Genomic DNA, 19,998 nt, shown 5'->3' with positions numbered 1-19,998 from the left:
GTCCCGGTTCTGCGAAGCGGCATGAAGAATGCCGCATCGCGCCCGGGACACGGGGAGGCCGTCATGGCCGGGCTCGACCCTACTGGATTCACACATCTCGTCATACGCGGGCTTGACCCGCGTATCCATCGATCTTCGGAAGAGTCGTTTCCAAGCGGATGGATTGCCGGGTCAAGCCCGGCAATGACGGCCGAGATGGGTGCATACCCTAGCGCTGCGCGGGGACGACGGCGGAGTCTTCGCTGCCTGCGCGACAATGGCCGAGCATCTCGGGATGACGGCCCTTCTACTGCCTCAGCAAGATCAGCGGATCGACGCTGTCCGGCACGCGGCGCCATTGCGCGTTGTCGTCGGCTTCGAACTGCCAGATTTCGCCACGGGCGTTCATCAGCAGCATCTGGCCACGGTCAAGCCGCCATTGCGTCGGCGCGAATGCGGCGACGGCGGGATCGCATTTCGGCTTGAGAAAGACCTGGAAATTGTCTGCCGTGGCTTCGGTGTTGGTCAATGTCATGCCACAGATCGTCTGGCCGCTGCCGCGCACCATCGACCAGTCGCCGATCATCTGATCCATCGACTTCGCCAATGACCGGGCGGCCGCGAGGTTCTGCAGAATATACACCCCCTCGCCGGTTCGCAGGCCTTCGAAAATTCCACTCTCGACTTCGGTGAAGTCGATCACCGGCTGGCCCGCGGCGTCCTGCAGCCGCACGATGTCGCCAAGCCCCTTGATGCTCCAGGCGGCGATGTCCTTGGTGAACGGCAGCGCCGCCGCGCAGCCCGGCTCAAGCTCGAGTTTCAGGTTTTGCGCCGGCCCGTCCTTCAAGGTCACCACGCAGGTCTTGCTGCGCTCGGTGGTGGAAAGCTCCCATTGCCCGATCATGTCTTTTTTCAGCGTGTTGGCGTCTTGCGCCGGAGCGGTCGCCGAAGCAACCAACAAAAACACCAACGCCGTCATTCCGGGGCGTCGCGCTGGCGACAAACCTGGAATCCAGCGCCGAGCCCCGCTCTGGATTCCGGTTTCGCGACGTTGTCGCGCCCCGGAATGACGGAATGCGTGGCCTCCGGATTGCTTCGCTTCGCTCGCAACGACGGATCGCATCACCGCCCCTTCGCCGGCGTTTCTGCAACCGGCGTCAGCGGCGGCTTGCCGGCGAACCAGGTTTTGAGGTTGTCGACCACCAGTTGATCCATGGCGTTGCGCGTCACCACCGAGGCGGAGCCGATATGCGGCAACAGCACCACGTTCTGCATTGCCTTCAGTTCATCCGGCACGGTCGGCTCGTTGGCGAACACGTCGAGGCCGGCGGAAAGGATGGTGCCTGATTTCAGCGCCGCGATCAAAGCCTGCTCGTCGATCACCGAGCCTCGCGCGACGTTGATGATGACGCCGCGCGGCCCCAGCGCCTTCATCACCTCGGCGTTGATCATGTTCGCCGTCGAAGCGCCGCCGGGGACGATGAGCACCAGCGTATCGACCGCCTTCGCCATCTCGATCAGGTCGGGATAATGCTTGTAGGAAACGCCCTCGGCCGGATGGCGTGAATGATAGACCACCGGAACGCGGCAGGCTTCCAGCCGGCGACCGATCGCCTGGCCGATCCGGCCCATGCCGACCATGCCGACCTTGCGGTCGCGCAGCGAGCCGACACTCAACGGAAACTGCTGCGTGGTCCAGAGCCCGGAGCGCAAATAGCGGTCGGCCTTGACGAATTCCCGCAAAGTGGCGATCAGGAGGCCAAGCGCGATATCCGCGACTTCCTCGGTGAGGACGTCCGGCGTGTTGGCAACCACGATGTTGTGTTCAGCCGCGTAAGCGGCGTCGATGTGATCATAGCCGACGCCGAAGCTGGAGACGATTTCGAGCTTGGGAAACTGCGCCAGCATTGCCTTGTCGCCGCGCACCGAATTGTAGGTCACCGCGATCCCGCGCACCTTCTCGGCCACCGCCGGGTTCAGGCGATCGAGATCGCCGCGGGTTTCGAACTTGTGCAGCACGAACTGGTCGGAAAAGCCGTTGTCGACGATGGGTTTGTGCGGTCCGTAAATCACCAGATCTATCTTCTCCGAAGAAATCGCGGCAGCCATCAGTTTTCCTTTCCAAGCGCGCTTTCATGCCAGCGTCGCAACACCAGATGCGACGCCAGCGCAAGCAGCATATAAATGACAATCCCGGCGGCGGAGAGCAACAGCAACGCGGCGAACATTCGGGGAATGTTGAGGCGATAGCTGGATTCCGCGATTCTATAGGCCAGTCCGGAACCGGCCCCGGCCGAACCCGCGGCGATTTCGGCGACCACGGCGCCGATCAGAGACAGCCCCCCGGCGATGCGCAATCCACCCAGGATATAGGGCAGCGCCGCGGGCAGTTTCAGATAACGCAGGGTCTGCGCGCGCGAGGCGCCGTAGAGCTGAAACAGGCCGGCCAGATTGCGGTCCACCGAATTGAGGCCAAGCGTGGTGTTGGACAGCACCGGAAAGAAGGCGACGATCCAGGCGCAGACGACGACAGCGGTCTGCTGCGGCAGATAGATCAGGAGCAGCGGCGCGATCGCGATCACCGGCGTCACCTGCAATATAATGGCGTAAGGCAGCAGCGAAACTTCCAGCCATTTCGACTGGTTGAACAACAGCGCCAGCGCGATGCCGCCGACGGCCGCGGCGATGAAACCCTCCAAAGTGGTCCATAGCGTGGTCAGCAGCGATTGCGACAGAATGGTCCAGTCCATGATCAGCGTCGAGAACATCAGGCCCGGCCCCGGCAGCACGTAGGGCGGGATGTCATTGACACGGACCACGATGTCCCAGGCCGCAATGCCGGCAGCGAGGACGGCGACGGGCAGCAGGATGCGTATGGCGCGCGCGTTGCCGCTGCCGGACCCCGGCGGCCGTGTAGCCAGCGGCGGTATTTGCGGTGAACTCATGAGGAGCGTTTCTCGCCCCCGGCGTGCCCCAGTGCGATCGAGACCGCGCGGCAATGCGCGCCATATTCGGCCGAGGTGCGGAATTCCTCGGTCCTGGGCGCGGCGGCGTCGATGCGAAATTCGGCGCCGATGCGCCCGGGGCGCGGCGTCATCACGATCACACGCTGCGACAGATAGACCGATTCGAACACCGAATGCGTGACGAAGATGACGGTCTTGCGCAGATTACGCCACAGCACCAGCAAGTCGTTGTTGAGCCGGAAGCGGGTGATCTCGTCGAGCGCGGCGAACGGCTCGTCCATCAACAGAATGTCGGGATCGGTGACCAGCGCCCGCGCCAGCGACACCCGCATCTTCATGCCGCCGGACAGTTCGCGTGGGAATGCGCCGGCAAATTCCTCGAGCCCCACCTGCGCCAGCGCCCTGCCGACGCGCATATCGGCCTGTTCACGCGGCACGTGCGCGAGTTTGAGCGGTAGGCCGACGTTTCCACGGACGCTGGTCCACGGCATCAGCGTCGGCTCCTGAAACACAAAGCCGATCGATTGCCCTGCCGGCGCTGCGCGATTAGCAACCCGGACCGCACCCGATGTCGGCTCGCTCAACCCTGCGATCAGACGCAACGCCGTCGATTTGCCGCAGCCAGAAGGTCCCAGCAGCGACACGAACTCGCCTTTGCGCACGTCGAGATCGATCGGCCCCAGCGCAACAACGCCGCTATCGTAGGTCTTGGTGACGCCACGCAGGCTGACGGCAACGTCGGCCGAAGGGCCGATATCAATACCAGACAGCGCTGCGACGGGATCAGCCATGTCCAGGGCCAAATCCCGCCTGGCCAACGTGCCCGACGCCGTATCCGGCGGCACTGCCGTCATCCTGAGGTGCTCGCCGTCTTCGGCCAGCCGCAAAGGACGAACCACAAGCCGGGGCTATCCTTCGAGACCCCGCGCAGGCGGGCGGCTCCTCAGGATGACGGCTTAATGTGTGGTGCCAGCTCGAGCTCACGATCTAGTTCTTCGGCCTGAGGTTAAGGCCGACGCCCTTGTTGACGAAGCGCAGCGTATAGGCCTTTTTGAAATCGATATCGCGCTTGACGACGCCGGCGCGCACCATCTTGTCGAAGAAGCTCGCCATCCGCGCGTCGGTCATGGCGCCGATGCCGTTTTCCAGCGAGTCCCCGGAATCGACGATGCCGTTTTCCTTCATCTTGGCCACGGAATAGCTGAGCAGATCGTCGGTCATTTCCGGATTGAGCTTTTTGATCATGTCGTTGCCCGGCTTGTTGTCGCCGTAAAGATAATTGTACCAGCCGATCGCCGAGGCATCGACAAAGCGCTGCACCAGGTCGGGCTTTTTCTCGGCGAAATCGCGCCGTGTTTCGATCAAGGTCGAATAAGTGTTGAAACCATGGTCGGCAAGCAGGATGACGGTCGGCTTGAAACCTGCCTGTTTCTCGACCGCGTATGGTTCCGAAGTGACGTAGCCCTGCATCGCGCTTTTCTTGTCGGCGAGGAATGGCTGCGCGTTGAAGGTATAGGGCCTGATCTTTTCCTCGGCGAAACCGTATTCGGATTTCAGCCACTGGAAATAGCCGGCGACGCCTTCCTTGGATACGAACAGCGTCAGCGGTCTGAGGTCCTCCAGTTTTGTCGCCTTGGATTCCGGGTGCGCCAAAAACACCTGCGGATCCTTCTGGAATATCGCAGCGATCGTCACCACAGGCACATTGTTCGCCACCGCGTCGAAGGATTGCAGCGTATTCGCGCTCATGAAGAAATCGAGCTTGCCGGCGATCAGCAGCGCGCGATTGTTGACGTTGGGTCCGCCGGGCACGATGGTGACGTCGAGGCCGTAAGCTTTGTAGGTGCCGTCGGCCACCGCCTGGAAAAATCCGCCATGCTCGGCCTCGGCGACCCAGTTGGTTCCGAACGACAGCTTGTCCAGCGTCTGGGCTGCAGAGGGCGACGCCGCCGCGAGCGCAAGGCAGGTCATTAAGCTTCGCAGCAAACGGCCTGCGCGCATGATTGGACTCCGTCGATCGTTCTGGCCCATGATGGGCGATGCGGGCCTTGTACCCTGCAAACAGTTGCAAAGAAATGCCGCGCTTGATGACCCCTCCCCGCGACTGGACCGCGATCCACTGGCCCGACATCGCCGGCGATGAAGCGGCGCGATGGATCGCGGTGTTGCCGCTGGCGGCGACCGAACAGCACGGCCCGCATCTGCCGCTGCGCACCGATGTCCTGATCGCGGAGGCCTATCTGGGACGGGTGCGCGAACTGTTGCCGGACCACATTCCCGCGACGTTTCTGCCGGTGGAGGAGATCGGCATTTCGACCGAACACACCGACTATCCCGGCACGCTGACGCGCTCCGCGGATGGCGCGCTGAAGGAATGGGCGGCGATCGGCGAGACCGCCGCGCGCGCGGGCATCAGGAAGCTTGTTATGGTCACCAGCCATGGCGGCAACAGCGCGGCGATGACCGTCGTTGCGCAGGATCTGCGCGCCCGGCTCGGCATTCTGGCGGTGACGACGGCGTGGTCGCGTTTCGGCGTGCCGGAAGGATTGTTTACCGCGGAGGAGTTGCGCCACGGCATTCACGGCGGCGCGGTCGAAACCTCGATCATGCTGGCGCGCTGTCCGGATCAGGTCCGCAAGGAAGCCCTCGCGAATTTTGTGCCGTCGAGTATCGCAATGGAAAAGCAATATCGCTGGCTCTCGACGCATCGCCCCGCGCCGTTTGCGTGGCAGGCACAGGATCTTCATCCCAGCGGCGCCGCCGGCGACGCCACGCAAGCCTCTGCCGAGAAAGGCCGGCGTCTGATCGATCATGGCGCACGGGCATTCTGCGAATTGCTTGCGGACGTCGACATGTTCGACGTGGTGAGGCTCCGCAAAGGCCCCGGTTAGCCCTACTGGATCCCCGCATCTCGTCATATGCGGGCTTGACCCGCGTATCCATCCATCTTCGGAAGAGTCGTTTCGAAGGGACAGATTGCCGCGTCGCCGGTCATCAGCCCGATGCCATGCAACGATGTCGCTGCTGTCGCACTTCTTACAACATTCTTGCAATTGCGAATGAGTTGCAATTATAGTTGCAAATGGGACGCCTTCGGTCCGGTTGTGCGAGCGCACGCGCCGAATCGGTTGTTTCAGAGATTTCCAAGGGTTAATTCGGTAACCGCAGCGCTCATGCAGCCCGACGCAGCGGATCGGGGCGGGGGGCCTTACGGGATGGGACGCGACCGCGAATCGCAAGAACGGCCATGAAGCGGGTCCTCGCGGGGCTGGCGCTCGGCGTGCTGTCGCTGGACGGCGCGGCCGCGGCCGACATTCCGCTCAAGGCGCCGCGTTTTGAGCCCGCCACCGACTGGAACGGGCTGTATCTTGGCGCTCATGCCGGATTCGGCCGCGGATTTTCGAACGCCACGCTGACCGATCCGGCCGCCGCTGCCGCAGGCAGTTTCTTCGGCGGCCCGATCGGCGGGTTGCAGATCGGCTACAATGTACAGATGCCGTCCCGGATCGTAATCGGATTCGAAGCCGACGTTTCGTTTCCCAATTACATCGACGGCAATTCCGTGATTTCGACATTGGCGACGGCCAGGTCCTGGGTCACCGAAAAAATGGATTTCGTCGGCACCGTGCGTGGCCGGCTTGGCTATGCGGCCGGAGCCTGGCTGTTCTATGCCACGGGCGGCCTGGCGTTTACCGGCGAGCGCTTTCTCAACACCCCGGCTGACGGCAATGATGAAAAGAAGCTGGATATGCGGCTCGGCTGGGCTGCCGGCGCCGGCGCGGAATACGCGTTCGCGCCGCATTGGAGCCTGCGGCTCGAATATCTCTATAGCCGGTTCCAGAACGGCGGCGTCCGGTTCGACTCCGGCGCGAGCACGGCATCCACGCTGAACTTTCAGATGCTTCGCGTCGGCCTCAATCGCAAGATCGACTGGCCGGGCGATCCCAATGCGCCACCGCTGGCATCGTTGGTCGATCCGCAATCCGAACGCTGGGAGATTCACGGCCAGACCACCTATCTGCCGCAGGGCTATCCCGGCTTCCGCGCGCCCTACAGCGGCGCCAACAGCCTGACCCCGGCGCCGCAGGCGAAGGCGACCTGGAGCAACAGCCTGTTCCTGAATATGCGGCTGTGGGAAGGCGGCGAACTCTATTACAACCCCGAACTGCTGCAGGGATTCGGACTGAACGATACCGTCGGTGCGGCGGGTTTTCCGAACGGGGAAGCGCAGAAATCCAACTTCCCCTACCCGCATTACAACACGTCGCGGCTGTTTGTGCGGCAGACCTTCGGGTTTGGCGGCGAACAGGAAGAGCTCGCCAGCGCGCCGGGCCAGTTGACGGGCAAGGTCGACATTTCGCGCCTGACGCTACAGGCCGGCAAGTTCGCCGTGGTAGATATTTTCGACGGCAACGCCTACGCCAAGGACACCCGCAGGGACTTCATGAACTGGTCGCTGTGGGCGCCCGGGGCGTTCGACTACTCCGCCGACAAGGTCGGCCTGACCTATGGCGCGACCGCCGAACTCAATCAGAAGCAATGGGCGTTGCGCGCCGGCTATTTCCTGATCGAAGGCACGTCGAATTCGAACAATTTCGACATGCGGGTATTTCAGCGCGGCGAATACGTGCTGGAGCTCGAGACGCGCTATTCGCTGTTCTCGCAACCCGGCAAGCTGCGCACCATCGCATGGCTGAACAGCGCCTATTCCGGGAGCTACCGGGAGACGCTGAACAACCCCGCCTTCAATCTGGACATTGCGCAGACCCGCGAGGGCCGCATCAAATACGGCTACGTCCTCAACCTCGAGCAGGCGCTGACCGACGACATCGGGCTGTTCGGCCGCTGGAGCTGGAACGACGGCAAGACCGAGATCATGGCGTTCACCGATATCGACGCCAGTCTCTCCACCGGCGTCTCGATCAAGGGCAATCGCTGGGGGCGGCCCGACGATGTCATCGGGATCGGCGGCGCGGTCAACGCGCTCTCGAAAGATCATCGCGACTTCATCGCCGCCGGCGGGCTCGGCGTGCTGATCGGCGACGGCGCGCTCAATTACCGGCGCGAACGGGTCTTTGAAACCTATTACGCCTATGCGCTCAACAGGCAGATCACGCTGACCGCCGATTACCAGCTCATCACCAACCCGGCCTACAATGCGGACCGCGGACCGGTGTCGGTTTTCTCGGGAAGGTTGCACGGGGAGTTCTGATGTCGTCATTCCCGGGCGCGTCGAAGACGCGAGCCCGGAATGACGAGTTATGATGCCGGCGAAAACGATGCCGCCTGCGCCAGCGCCCAGGCGTCCTTGAAGCGGGCATCCTGCGTGCCGTCCAGCAGTTCGCCCGGCCGCAGCGACGGATAAAGCCGCGCGAATGACATGACCTCAGTGCCCGAGACGCGCTGGGTGAAATGGATCGGCCGGATGTCCTGCGGATGATCGAGGCCGGCGGCCGCGATCAGTTCGGCGAGCGCGTGCAGCGTGGCATGATGATAATTGTAGACGCGTTCGGCCTTGTGCGGAACCACCAGCGCGCGGTTGCGCGAGGGGTCCTGCGTGGTCACGCCGGTCGGGCAGCGATCGGTATGGCAGCTCAGCGACTGGATGCAGCCCAGCGCGAACATGAAGCCGCGCGCGGAGTTGCACCAGTCCGCGCCGAGCGCCATCGCGCGCGCGATGTCGAAGGCGGTGGCGACCTTGCCCGATGCGCCGATCTTGATGCGGTCGCGGACATTGATGCCCACCAGCGCGTTATGGACGAAATTGACGCCCTCCCGCATCGGCATGCCCAGATGGTCCATGAACTCCAGCGGGGCGGCGCCGGTGCCGCCTTCATTGCCATCGACCACGATGAAATCGGGATAGATGCCGGTCTCGATCATCGCCTTGCAGATCGCCAGGAATTCCCATTTGTGCCCGACGCAGAGCTTGAATCCGGCCGGCTTGCCGCCGGACAGCCGCCGCATCTCGCCGATGAAGGCCATCATTTCCAGCGGTGTCGAGAACGCCTTGTGGTACGGCGGCGAGATGCAGTCCTCGCCCATGCCGACGCCGCGGATTCTTGAAATCTCTTCCGATACTTTCGCCGCCGGCAGCACGCCGCCATGTCCGGGCTTGGCGCCCTGGCTGACCTTGAGTTCGACCATCTTGATCTGGTCGTCGGATGCGACGCGGGCGAACTCCTGCGGATCGAACGTGCCGTCGGCGCGGTTGCGGCAGCCGAAATAGCCCGAGCCCACCTCCCAGATGATGTCGCCGCCGTTCTCGCGGTGATAGGGGCTGACGCCGCCTTCGCCGGTATCGTGAGCGAAACCGCCCTTCTTGGCCCCCGCATTCAAGGCGCGCACCGCATTCGGGCTGAGCGCCCCGAAGCTCATCGCCGAGATGTTGAACACCGACGCCGAATAGGGTTTCGCGCAGTCGGGCCCGCCGATGGTGATGCGGAATTTTTCCGATGCATGCGGCCGCGGCGCCATCGAATGATGCATCCATTCGTAACCCTCGGCATAGATGTTCTCCTGGGTGCCGAACGGCCGTTTGTCGAGCACCATCTTGGCGCGCTGATAGACCACCGCGCGGGTGTCGCGGCTGAACGGCATGCCGTCCTTCTCGCTTTCGAAGAAATACTGCCGCATCTCGGGCCGGATCTCTTCGAGCAGAAAGCGGATATGCGCCGAGATCGGATAGTTTCGCAGCACCGCGTGATTTTGCTGCAGCAGATCGCGGAAACCGAGCGCCGACAGACTGCCGAAAATGAGGATCGGGATGACGACGAGGTTGATCACCTTGTGGTCCACGACCGCTATTCCGGTCAGCAGCACCGTCACGACGCAACAGATCGTCAGCACGATGAAACGCGGCGAAAAAGGAGTCATCAGCGTTTCCATGGAATCCCCCGGCCGTCCGGTTGCCAGCATTTCGTTCTGGCCGCAGTTTACACTATCGGTTCCAACCCTACGCCAAAACGATGATGATTGTTACGCGCCATATCGCAATGCAGCGGGCGCCGCAGCCGGCGGCGCACCGCGGGACGTTCATTGCGCCGTCGGTCAGGGCTGAGAACGCGCAGCTTACCGCGCCGTGGACGAAACCCCGTCGTTGAGCAGGACGTCATCGATTTCCGTGACCGGGTCACGGGCCGGCCGCGGCGCGGCTGCGATTGCCGGATCGATGATGACGGCCCAGTGCAACGGCACCTTGGCAAGCCTGCGGAGCAGCCCGTGATGGGCAAACCGGCCTTCGGTGCTGCAGGCGTAAAGTGCCGCCACCATCACCTCGGCGGCGCTGCCGTGACCGGCGTAGGGCAGAAAAAGCTGCTCGACGGTCACCGGGCATCCGTCCCGATCGGACAGCGGAATGATCGCATAGACCGGCAACTGGTTGAGGACGCAGGCATCCCAGATCGGCTTTGCAGCCGCCGCCATGCCCGGATCGAGACAATCGCTCAAATGCCGCGACGGCATCCTCGCATCGTACATCTGCTCGACGCGGTTGCCGGCCTGCCGACAGATATAAAACAGCTTGCCATCCTCGCGCACCACATCGCTGATCGACAGATCGGCGGCATCGCCGGCCCGCTCATTGGGAACAAACTTTGTGAACTCGGGCAGTTGGCGTGTCCCACGCGCGCGATGCCAGTCCCGCACCAGGCTGACATGCCGGATCGACCTGACGATGCTGACATGAGCTCTCTGAAATTGCATCGAGCCAATCCGGTGCGCAGCAGACGAAGACAGGTCGGGCGGGGATGCGGCCAACAGGACCCGCCGATCCCGATTCGCAACCGGCCGGACGCTAACATGAAAATAATCGCAGCGTCAGGTCCAGCGCCTTTGTCAAACGTTTGCACGGACGGGATCAGCGATGCGAGCCGCTTGCAATCTGGATCGGCCGGCAGGCATCGGCTACGATGCCGGTTGCGGTTTCGAAAGGATCGATTTTCGAATCCAAACGTCAAGGCCGGGTGCGCCATGCCATGCTTGCAGGATGTTCGTTCCGGAAAGCCGGCCTGTTACCCGGACCAGTCGATCTATGCCGAATATGCCTGCGCCGAATTCGGACTGTCCTTTCAGGACATCGACGGCGGAACCGGACTTGTCTTCAATATCGTTTCACGCGGCAAGCGGGTCCCGTTCGGGGCTGGACGATGTGCGTGGTATCCGCAAAACAACGCGACCGCGGCATCGCTGGCTACCGACAAATACTTCACCAACGCCATTCTCGGACGCGCCGGCGTCCCGACGCTCGGAGGCCGGTACTTCTTCCTGCATGACCGGCATCGCGCGCATCGTCCGCCCGGTCATGAGCGGGGCAATGCGTCGGACTATTTCAGGGAATTGGGCGGTTCGGCCTTTGCCAAGCCGCTGACGGGATCGCGCGGCGATTTCGCGCGGGCCGTTCACGGCGAGGCGCGTTTTCTCGAATATCTCGATGACGTCTCCCGATATTACGATTCGGTTCTGATCCAACCGGTCGTTTCGGGAACTGAAACCCGGATTTTTCTGCTCGACGGCGAGGCCGTCTATGCCGTGCGGAAATCGCCGCCCGCGCTTGCCGGCAACGGCGCCAGCACAGTCCGCGAACTGCTCTCCAAACACAATTCTGAGCTGCAATCGCTCGGACTTTCGGCGGCGGCGCCTCCGGCAGATGCCGCCGAGTTCGACCGCGTATTGGCCGACGGAGAGCAATGGGAAATTCCCGGACGCATGAACCGGAGCGCCGGCGGCACCATGGTTCTCGAATCGCCGCGCACCGAAAGCGCCGTGGTCGCGCAGGCAAAACGCGCAGCTGGCGCCCTGGGCCTGCGCGTCGCCGCAGTGGATCTGTTCGCCGGTATCGAAGGCGATCCGGAGCCGGTACGGGTCATCGAAGTCAACTCCAACCCGTCGATCCGGCTGCTGGAGGACTGCGGGCGGGGCGACCTGATCCTGAAAATCTGGCGCCACACCTTTTCCGCGATGGGACTTCTGTAGTGTTCGACCTGCCGAAATACGGCGACGGCGTCTGCCTGGCGCGGCTGGCGGACCTGCTCCAGGCGCTGGCGATCGACCGCGCAAGGCTGCAGCGCATCTCGGTCGTCGTCACCGGGTCGAACGGCAAGGGCAGCACGGCGGCGTTCTGTGCCGGCATCGGCCGCGCCTTTGGACTGCGGACGGGACTGTTCACCTCGCCGCATCTGCTTCGCTTCAACGAGCGGTTTCAGGTCGACGGCATCCCGATCGGCGACGGCGCACTGGCGCGACTGGCAGCGCGGATCGGAACCGCAATCGCCGCAATATCGCGGCGACACGGCCAGCAATTCGGCGCGTTTGAAGCCCTGTTCGCGCTGGCGTGCCTGTATTTCCAGGAAACCGATTGCGATTTCGCGGTGTTCGAAGCCGGCATCGGGGGCCGTTACGATCCGGTGCGGCTGGCCGGCGCGCGCCACACCGGCGTGACATCGGTTGATCTCGAGCACACCGAACTGCTCGGCAATTCGCTGGAATTGATCTGCGCCGACAAGAGCGACGCCTGCGCGGCAGGCGGCACCATCGTCTACGGCGAGAACTGCCGTGGCCTGGCGCCGCACCTGGCCGAATATAATCGCAACCGCGATGTAACGAACCTGTTCGTCCGTGACCGAATCGGAATCCGCAATGAAATCATGTCGGCAGCCGAACAGCGGTTCGATTTCCGGTTCGGCGCGCATGATTTCCGCTCGCTCGGCATCGGGCTGGCAGGCCGCTTTCAATTCAATAATGCCGCCATCGCGATTGCGCTGTTTTTGCTTTGGCGGGAACGGACGCAACCGGGAGCAGATGCCGCGGCGCTGGAGGCCGCCGCAAGATCGGGCCTCGCCGGCACGCGCTGGCCGGGCCGGCTCGAAATCATCCGGCAAGAGCCGCTCACCCTCATCGACGTCGGCCATACGCCCGATGGCATCCGCCAATCGCTTGCGAGTCTGAAGGCGATCCATGGCGCCGAGCGGTGGATCCTGGTCGCCGGCGCCTCGCACGACAAGAAGGCCGGCGAGATCGCAGCGCTGCTGGCGCCGGCGTTCGACACCATCGTCTGCACCCGCGCATATCACAAAGGCGCGGGCGCGGAGACAATCGCTGCCGCGGCGCGGAGGGCGAATCCGAGCGCGACGATTCGCATCGCGGCGACGATCGAGGATGCGGTGCAGGTCAGCACGGCGCTGGCCCAATCATCGGACCGAAAAATCTTCGTCGCCGGCGGATTGTTTCTGGCGATCGAATACGCGGTCGCGGTCGGCGGCGGGCGCGCGCAAGAACTGAGGTTTTTCTAGGTCGTCATTCCGGGGGCGGAAAGCGCGAACCCGGAATCCATGACAACGCATCGCAATTATGGATTCCAGCCTTCGCCAAGCGGCGCATCCCGGAAGGACGGCTAATTATTCGCGCCGGGCGAATCGTCCAGCACCTTGAAGGCTTCCTCGAGCTGCGGCGAGATTGCGACGTTGAGCTTCTCGCCGGTCGGCAGCCGTGCGACGAACCATTTGTTATAGAGCGGAATCAAATCGCGGTTGGAGCCGAGCTTGCGGAACGCCCGCTCCACCACCGCGCTCAGTTGCGGTTCGCCCTTGCGGAACATGATCCCGTAGGGATCGTAGGACAGATAATCGCCGACGACCTTATACTTGTCCTGCGCCTTGTGGCGCGCGATCAGGCCATAGAGCAGGATGTCGTCGGTGGCGAATGCATCGGCCTTGCCGTCCACCAGCATCTGGTAGGACTGCTCGTGGTCGGGCGACGCGACGACGTTGAGCGACAACGAAAACTTCTTGTCGACGCCATGCATCGCCTGCTCGTTGGTGGTGCCCTTGGTGACCACCACGGTCTTGCCTTGCAGATCTTTCGGCGCCGAGATGGCGGACGCTTTCGGCACCATCAGCTTGGTGCCGGCCACGAACATCAGCGGCGAGAACGCCACCTGCCTGGCCCGCTCCGCGTTCGCCGTGGTCGATCCGCATTCGAGATCGATCTTGTTCTGCAGCACCGCCTGAATGCGGTCATCGGAGGTGACCTTGACATAGTCGATCCGCAAACTGGCATCGTCGACTTCGATGCCGATCTCGTCGACAATGGCCTCGCACAATTCGAGGCTGTAACCGATCGGCCGGCTCGACGGGTCCATGAACGAAAACGGCGGCGAGCTTTCGCGGTAGCCGAGCCGCACCACGTGACTCTGCTTGATGGCGGCGAGCGTCGGGCTCAGCCCTTCACCGGTCTGGGCCGACGCCGCCGCCGTCAGCACAAGCCCCGCGAGCAGCAGGCCTGCCGCCTGCGTGCATCCCTTCAGAGGGTGGCGCATGGCTCTCGCCTCCTAAGCCGGAACGCTCGCAGGGACCAGTTCCTCGTCAGGTCCGGACGCATCTACGGGCGCAAGTTCGCCTTCCCATTTCGCCACCACCGCGGTGGCGAGCGAGTTGCCGATCACGTTGGTGGCGCTGCGCCCCATGTCGAGGAAGGTATCGATGCCCATGATCATCAACAGCCCGGCCTCGGGAATGCCGAACTGGCTCAGCGTCGAGGCGATCACCACCAGGGATGCGCGGGGTACGCCAGCGACGCCCTTGGAGGTGATCATCAGGGTCGCCAGCATCGCCAGTTGGGTGCCGAGCGACATCGGTATCTGATAGGTCTGCGCGATGAAGATGCTCGCGAACGTACAATACATCATGGTGCCGTCAAGATTGAACGAATAACCCAGCGGCAGCACGAAACTGGAAATCCGCGACGACGCGCCGAACCGGTTCAAGCCCTCCAGCGTCTTGGGATACGCCGCTTCCGAGCTTGCGGTCGAGAACGCGATCATCAGCGGTTCGCGGATCAGCCGCAGCAGATGACTATATCGGGGCCCGATGACGATGAAGCCGACGACGACCAGGATCGCCCACAGAATCATCAGCGACAAATAGAAACCGCCCATGAACTGGATCAGCTTCCACAGCACGCCAAGGCCGTTCTTCGACACCGTCGCCATGATCGCCGCCCATACCGCGAGCGGCGCGAACAGCATCACGTAACCGGTGACTTTCAGCATGATATGGCCGAGGTCGTCGATCAGCGACAGCATCGGCTTGGAGCGCTCCGGCATCGCGCCCATGGCGACCGAAAAGAACACCGCGAAGATCACGATCTGCAGGATTTCGTTCTGCGCCATCGCGTCCGCGATCGAGGTCGGAATCAAATGGGTCAGGAATTTTTCGATTGAGAACGCCGATACCGGCAGGCCGGTCGACTGGCCCGCCGCGGGCAGCGTGCCGGGAAAATTTGCACCGGGCTGCAGCAGGTTGACCATGATCAGGCCGAGCAGCAGCGAAATGAACGACGCGCTGACGAACCATCCCATGGTTTTTGCGAAAATTCGCCCGAGCTTGGCGCCGCTGCCCATATGGGCGATGCCGCCGACCAGGGTTGCGAACACCAGAGGCGCGATGATCATCTTGATCAGGCGCAGGAACAGCATGGCGACCAGGTTTACGTCAGCCGCGATTTCCACCCGCTGGTCGGGAAGATAGTTGAAGACCAGCGTCCCCATCACAATGCCGAGGGCCATTGCGATCAGGATGTATTGCGTAAACCTGTTGGACATATTTTCGAACCCCCATGTTTCCGGCATTAGGAGTGTGGCACATTTTGACGCAGGCGCAACAAGCTTCATGGCATCGTCAAACGCGTTCCTGTTCACTGGCATGCCAGTCCCGTGCACGATCGTCATCCTGTGAAGCCGCGCCTTGCGCGGCATCTTGAACGAAGGATGACGGCGGTGAAGGATGCAGCGGCAAGCAATGTTCCCGTTGTGCGGTGAACCCCCACGGACTAGCGTCGCACCACAATAAGGGAGGGCACGCCATGAACGACAGCGTCAACCGCCAGATCCTGCTGGTCGAGAAGCCCACGGGAAAACTCGGCCCCGAACATTTCAGGATGTCGGACGGCAATATCCCCGAACCGAGGGATGGCGAAGCGCTGCTCCGGGTGCGCTATATTTCGCTGGACGCCGCCAACCGCGCCTGGATGCATGGCGCCACCTACCGCGCGGCGGTCGAGGCCAACACGGTGATGGCGGGCGGCGGTATCGCCGAGGTGGTGTCGTCGAAAGCGCCGGGTTTGACCGCGGGCGACATCGTGTTCGGCGACACCGGCTGGCAGGACTATGCCGCGGTACCGGCAAAGCAGTTGAGCAGGATGCCGCGCATCGAGCCGATGACGCATCTGCTCAGCGTGTATGGCATCGCCGGGCTCACCGCCTATTTCGGGCTGCTCGATGTCGGCAAGCCAAAGGCCGGCGAGACCGTCGTGGTCTCCGCGGCGGCCGGCTCGGTCGGATCGATCGTCGGCCAGATCGCTAAAATCAAGGGCTGCCGCGTGGTCGGCATCGCCGGCGGCAAGGACAAGTGCCACTGGCTGACATCCGAACTCGGCTTCGATGCCGCGGTCGACTACAAGGATGGCGCGACGTTCAAGGCGCTGAAGGCCGCGGCGCCGAAAGGCATTGACGTTTATTTCGACAATGTCGGCGGCGACATCCTGGAAGCCTGCCTCGCGCAAATGAATAACCGCGGCCGCATCGCCTGCTGCGGCGCGATTTCGCAGTATGACGGCGCGCCCTCCGCGACCGGACCGCGCGGCGTGCCCGGCCTGATCGTGGTGAAACGGCTGATCATGCAAGGCTTCATCGTGATGGACTTCATGGACCAGCGCGATCGCGCGCTTGCCGAGCTGCAGGCCTGGGTCGAATCCGGCAAGCTGAAAGTGCAGGAAGACGTCATCGAGGGACTGGAGAATACGCCGCAAGCGCTGATCGGACTGCTGGCGGGAGACAACCGCGGCAAGCGGATGGTGAAGGTGTAGGAGCGCAGATTTTGCGTCATGCGCGGGCCTGACCCCTGTCTCCATTCCCTTTCAGAAGAGTTTTTCAAGATGATGGATTGCCGGATCAGGCCCGCGGTTGACGCGGCGTCTTGCGATATCCGCCCGACACGGGAGGTGCGTTCCCCGGACGCAGCGCAGCGCGCAGCCTTGCGGAGCGGTGCGCTGCTGAGCCGGGGTCCCGGTTGCTTGCGACGCCAGGAAACCCGGGTCCCGGTTGTTGCGGCTGCAAGAAACCGGGGTCCCGGTTTCGCGAAGCGGCATGAAGAATGCCGCATCGCGCCCGGGACACGGGGAGGTCGTCATGGCCGGGCTTGACCCGGCAATCCATCATGCTTGGAAACGACTCTTGCGAAGAGCGATGGATACGCGGGTCAAGCCCGCGGTTGACGAGCCCGGCAATGACCCCTTATGCCGGCTCCCGATACAGCCCCTTGTCGCGCGCCTGGCGGATCGCGAGGGCCGTCAGCAGGTCGAGCATCGGGGTCGACAGTCCGGCCATCCTGGCAAAGGCGGCGGGCGCCCGCGCCAGCGCATCGATTTCCATCGTCCGGCCGCGCTCGTAGTCCTGCAGCAGCGACGGCTTGTGATCGGCCGGCGCGCCGCCCCGGGTGTTGCGCCTGGTGTCGGGGTAGCAACTGCGTCCGATCGCCTGCGCCTCTTCGAGCAGGCGCGGCACGATATCGCGCAGTGCCGGGTCCTGAACGGCCGCCTTGACCGTCTGCCCGGTGAGCAGACACAACACCGAGACCGACATGTTGCCGATCAGCTTGGTCCAGATCGCGTCCCGGATCCGCGGTTCCGGCGGCGATAGAATCGAAGCCTCGACGAGCGCCGCGCGAAGCCGCTCGATCCGCTCGCTGGCGCGGTCATCGCATTCGCCGACCAGCAGCATGTTTCGATCGGTGGAGTTATTGACGACAATTCCCGGCGCGGCGATCTCATTCGCCGAAAAGATCACGCCGCCGACGATGCGCTGCCTGGCGATCACCGCCCGCAACCGGCCGCCGGGATCGAGAAACGCGAGGTCGGGAGCCGGCGGATGATCGGACGGCAGCCCGATATCGTACCACCACGGGATGCCGTTCTGCGCAAATACAATGGCCGTGTCGTCGCGCAGCAACGGCGGCAGGCCGGCGACAAGGCTGCCCAGCCCGGTCGCCTTCAGCGTGCTGACGACAAAATCCTGCAAACCTAACGTTGCGGGATCGTCGGATGCGTTAACCCGCGCTGAAAATTCTTCCCCGCCGACGCGCAGCGTCAGGCCATCGGCCTTCACCGCCGCAAGATGCGGCCCGCGCATCACGCAGGACACCTCGTGTCCGGCCAGCGCGAGCCGGACGGCAAGATGGCTGCCGACCGCGCCCGCGCCGAAGATGCAGATTCGCATGGGGTGATCCTGATGGCCCGATAGGGACCGCGTGTCACCACGTCATACGCGGGCTTGACCGGCGTATCCATCCTTTCAAGAAGGCCGTCTCTGCAAAAAGATTCCTGTGGAGATGGATGGATGCGCGGGTCAAGCCCGCGCATGACGCTGTGACGGGCCCCCGGCTCGGCGCGCCGCTTATGGCGCGGTGTGCTGCAGAGCCGGGGCCGATACCGAGCACCGCGTCAGGCTGTACCGACGAGATAGCTAAAAATTCGCGCTTGCGCCATGATCACGCACCTACCGCAGGAACCCCAGCTTGTCCTCTCGCACCGTCTCCGAACCCGCGCGCCAGATCCCGCTCTACGGCGAATACGACGTCGCCGTGCTCGGCGGCGGGCCGGCGGGCATCGCCGCGGCGGTAGCGTCCGCGCGGGCCGGATGCCGCACGTTGCTGATCGAGCGGTACGGCTTTCTCGGCGGCATGGGCACGGCGGCCGGCGTGACCAATTTCTGCGGGCTGCATGCCAATGTGTATGGCGAAATGCGCCGCGTGGTCCGGGGCATCGCTTCCGACTTGCTGGCGCGCATCGACGGCTTAGGCGGTCTCAATGCACCGCATCTCATCCTCGGTAAAATCCTGGCGCAGGCCTACGATACGGCGGCCTACAAGATCGCCGCCGACGATCTGCTTGGGACTCACGGGGTCGCCATCCTGTTCCACGCGCTCGGCGCCGGCGCGGTGATGCGGGACGAGCGCCGCATCGACGCACTGATGATCGAAACCAAGGCCGGGCGGCAGGCGGTGCGTGCCGCCACCTTCATCGATTGCTCCGGCGACGGCGATCTGGCCGCGTGGGCCGGCGCGCACTTCGAGGTCGGCGACAACAAGGGAAGCATGCTCTATCCGTCGATGATGTTTCGCCTCAACGGCATCGATCCGGACAAGGCCGGCGAGGCGTGGCGGACGATCCCTCAACTGATGGAAGCGGCCGAGGCCGCCGGCACCCATCGCTTTCCGCGCAAGGCGGCGATCGTGCGGCCGCAGCGCGCCCGGATCGAGTGGCGGGTAAACTTCACCCAGCTTGCGCGCGGCGACGGCACCGCGATCAACGGGCTGGAGCCGGACGATCTCACCCGCGGCGAGATCGAGGGCCGCCGCCAGGCGGTCGATGCGTTCAATTTCCTGCGCACGGTGCCGGGGTTCGAACAATCCTACATCGTCGACCTGCCCCCGCAGCTCGGCATCCGCGAGACAAGGCGGGTGACCGGCGGCATCATGCTCAGCGGCGAGGACGTGCTCGGCTGCGCCTCGTTCGCGGACTCGATCGGCGTCAATGGCTGGCCGATGGAGCAACATGTCGCGGGCGACGTGATCTTCAAATTCCCGCCGATCCCGGAATCGCGCGGCTTCAACGAGCTGCCCTATCGCATGTTAACGCCGGCGGGTATCGACAATCTGCTGGTGGCCGGACGCTGCGCCTCGATGACCCATGACGGCCAGTCGGCGGCGCGGGTGTCCGGGGCGTGCTTTGCGATGGGCGAAGCCGCCGGAACCGCCGCGGCGCTGGCGCTGTCCGGCAATACGATTCCGCGCGATATCGCCGTTGACAGACTGCAAACGCAGTTGAAACAACAGGGAGCCTTTATCGGACAGGATCAGCAAGTTCCGGAAGGCCTGTGATCCTGCCTGGGTCATTGCAGGGCGCGCCGTCGCGCGATCCTGCAATGACGGGGCGATTTTGTGACAGGAGTGCGTTACAACGCACCCGCTGGAGAGGACCAATATTCATGACGCCGATCGCC

The 19,998-nt window shown here is 63.5% G+C and carries 16 protein-coding genes; 6 read left to right on the top strand and 10 right to left on the bottom strand.

Features of this window, described 5'->3' with window-relative positions; all coding sequences use genetic code 11:
- Window positions 1–286: 286 nt before the first annotated feature.
- The 5 genes from ACFE72_RS12140 to ACFE72_RS12120 all read right to left on the bottom strand — a co-directional run bounded on the left by ACFE72_RS12140 (window position 287) and on the right by ACFE72_RS12120 (window position 4,946).
- On the bottom strand, window positions 287–958 hold the full coding sequence (locus tag ACFE72_RS12140; protein ID WP_375413340.1) for an AprI/Inh family metalloprotease inhibitor: 672 nt from the start codon (window positions 956–958) through the stop codon (window positions 287–289).
- Window positions 959–1,101: 143 nt separating this feature from the next.
- The gene (locus tag ACFE72_RS12135) at window positions 1,102–2,088 is read right to left on the bottom strand and encodes a 2-hydroxyacid dehydrogenase (protein ID WP_375413339.1); all 987 of its coding nucleotides are present in this window, start codon (window positions 2,086–2,088) and stop codon (window positions 1,102–1,104) included.
- Window positions 2,088–2,924, bottom strand: a complete 837-nt coding sequence (locus ACFE72_RS12130) for an ABC transporter permease (protein ID WP_375413338.1) — start codon at window positions 2,922–2,924, stop codon at window positions 2,088–2,090. The genes ACFE72_RS12135 and ACFE72_RS12130 overlap by 1 nt, the downstream gene beginning before the upstream one ends.
- Window positions 2,921–3,736: an ABC transporter ATP-binding protein gene (locus ACFE72_RS12125; RefSeq protein ID WP_375413337.1), complete on the bottom strand. Its 816-nt coding sequence runs from the start codon at window positions 3,734–3,736 to the stop codon at window positions 2,921–2,923. The genes ACFE72_RS12130 and ACFE72_RS12125 overlap by 4 nt, the downstream gene beginning before the upstream one ends.
- A 196-nt stretch (window positions 3,737–3,932) precedes the next feature.
- Window positions 3,933–4,946: an ABC transporter substrate-binding protein gene (locus ACFE72_RS12120; RefSeq protein ID WP_375413336.1), complete on the bottom strand. Its 1,014-nt coding sequence runs from the start codon at window positions 4,944–4,946 to the stop codon at window positions 3,933–3,935.
- Between the two features lie 86 nt (window positions 4,947–5,032).
- On the opposite strand from ACFE72_RS12120, the gene ACFE72_RS12115 reads away from it, so the two are divergent.
- Window positions 5,033–5,836: a creatininase family protein gene (locus ACFE72_RS12115; RefSeq protein WP_375413335.1), complete on the top strand. Its 804-nt coding sequence runs from the start codon at window positions 5,033–5,035 to the stop codon at window positions 5,834–5,836.
- A gap of 356 nt (window positions 5,837–6,192) precedes the next feature.
- Window positions 6,193–8,157 (top strand): carbohydrate porin, encoded by a 1,965-nt coding sequence (locus ACFE72_RS12110; protein WP_375413334.1) that lies wholly within the window; start codon window positions 6,193–6,195, stop codon window positions 8,155–8,157.
- Window positions 8,158–8,204: 47 nt separating this feature from the next.
- Here ACFE72_RS12110 and ACFE72_RS12105 read toward each other — a convergent pair whose 3' ends face one another.
- Complete coding sequence (locus ACFE72_RS12105) at window positions 8,205–9,833, bottom strand: FMN-binding glutamate synthase family protein (RefSeq protein ID WP_375413333.1); 1,629 nt, start codon at window positions 9,831–9,833, stop codon at window positions 8,205–8,207.
- Between the two features lie 183 nt (window positions 9,834–10,016).
- Window positions 10,017–10,649, bottom strand: a complete 633-nt coding sequence (locus ACFE72_RS12100; RefSeq protein ID WP_375413332.1) for a PAS domain-containing protein — start codon at window positions 10,647–10,649, stop codon at window positions 10,017–10,019.
- A gap of 267 nt (window positions 10,650–10,916) precedes the next feature.
- Here ACFE72_RS12100 and ACFE72_RS12095 point away from each other — a divergent pair, with 267 nt between their 5' ends.
- Window positions 10,917–11,918: a RimK family alpha-L-glutamate ligase gene (locus tag ACFE72_RS12095; RefSeq protein WP_375413331.1), complete on the top strand. Its 1,002-nt coding sequence runs from the start codon at window positions 10,917–10,919 to the stop codon at window positions 11,916–11,918.
- Window positions 11,918–13,234, top strand: a complete 1,317-nt coding sequence (locus ACFE72_RS12090; protein WP_375413330.1) for a bifunctional folylpolyglutamate synthase/dihydrofolate synthase — start codon at window positions 11,918–11,920, stop codon at window positions 13,232–13,234. The genes ACFE72_RS12095 and ACFE72_RS12090 overlap by 1 nt, the downstream gene beginning before the upstream one ends.
- A 101-nt stretch (window positions 13,235–13,335) precedes the next feature.
- Here the strand turns inward: ACFE72_RS12090 and ACFE72_RS12085 are convergent, their stop codons facing one another.
- Both ACFE72_RS12085 and ACFE72_RS12080 read right to left on the bottom strand, forming a co-directional pair.
- Window positions 13,336–14,259 carry an amino acid ABC transporter substrate-binding protein gene (locus ACFE72_RS12085; RefSeq protein WP_375413329.1) on the bottom strand — a complete coding sequence of 308 codons (924 nt, stop codon included), beginning with the start codon at window positions 14,257–14,259 and terminating at the stop codon, window positions 13,336–13,338.
- Between the two features lie 12 nt (window positions 14,260–14,271).
- Complete coding sequence (locus tag ACFE72_RS12080) at window positions 14,272–15,543, bottom strand: dicarboxylate/amino acid:cation symporter (RefSeq protein WP_375413328.1); 1,272 nt, start codon at window positions 15,541–15,543, stop codon at window positions 14,272–14,274.
- Window positions 15,544–15,803: 260 nt separating this feature from the next.
- On the opposite strand from ACFE72_RS12080, the gene ACFE72_RS12075 reads away from it, so the two are divergent.
- On the top strand, window positions 15,804–16,805 hold the full coding sequence (locus tag ACFE72_RS12075; RefSeq protein ID WP_375413327.1) for an NADP-dependent oxidoreductase: 1,002 nt from the start codon (window positions 15,804–15,806) through the stop codon (window positions 16,803–16,805).
- A 427-nt stretch (window positions 16,806–17,232) separates the two neighbouring features.
- Here the strand turns inward: ACFE72_RS12075 and ACFE72_RS12070 are convergent, their stop codons facing one another.
- Entirely contained in the window at window positions 17,233–18,213 is a 981-nt protein-coding gene (locus ACFE72_RS12070) for a 2-dehydropantoate 2-reductase (RefSeq protein WP_375413326.1), read from the bottom strand.
- Window positions 18,214–18,511: 298 nt separating this feature from the next.
- Between ACFE72_RS12070 and ACFE72_RS12065 the strand changes: the two genes are divergently transcribed.
- Window positions 18,512–19,876: an FAD-dependent oxidoreductase gene (locus ACFE72_RS12065; RefSeq protein ID WP_375413325.1), complete on the top strand. Its 1,365-nt coding sequence runs from the start codon at window positions 18,512–18,514 to the stop codon at window positions 19,874–19,876.
- Window positions 19,877–19,998 lie beyond the last annotated feature (122 nt).

Source organism: uncultured Bradyrhizobium sp. (genome assembly GCF_964252615.1).
Lineage (GTDB): Bacteria > Pseudomonadota > Alphaproteobacteria > Rhizobiales > Xanthobacteraceae > Bradyrhizobium.
The sequence above is the reverse complement of the archived record's forward strand: the minus strand, read 5'-3'. Positions and strand labels throughout refer to the sequence as shown.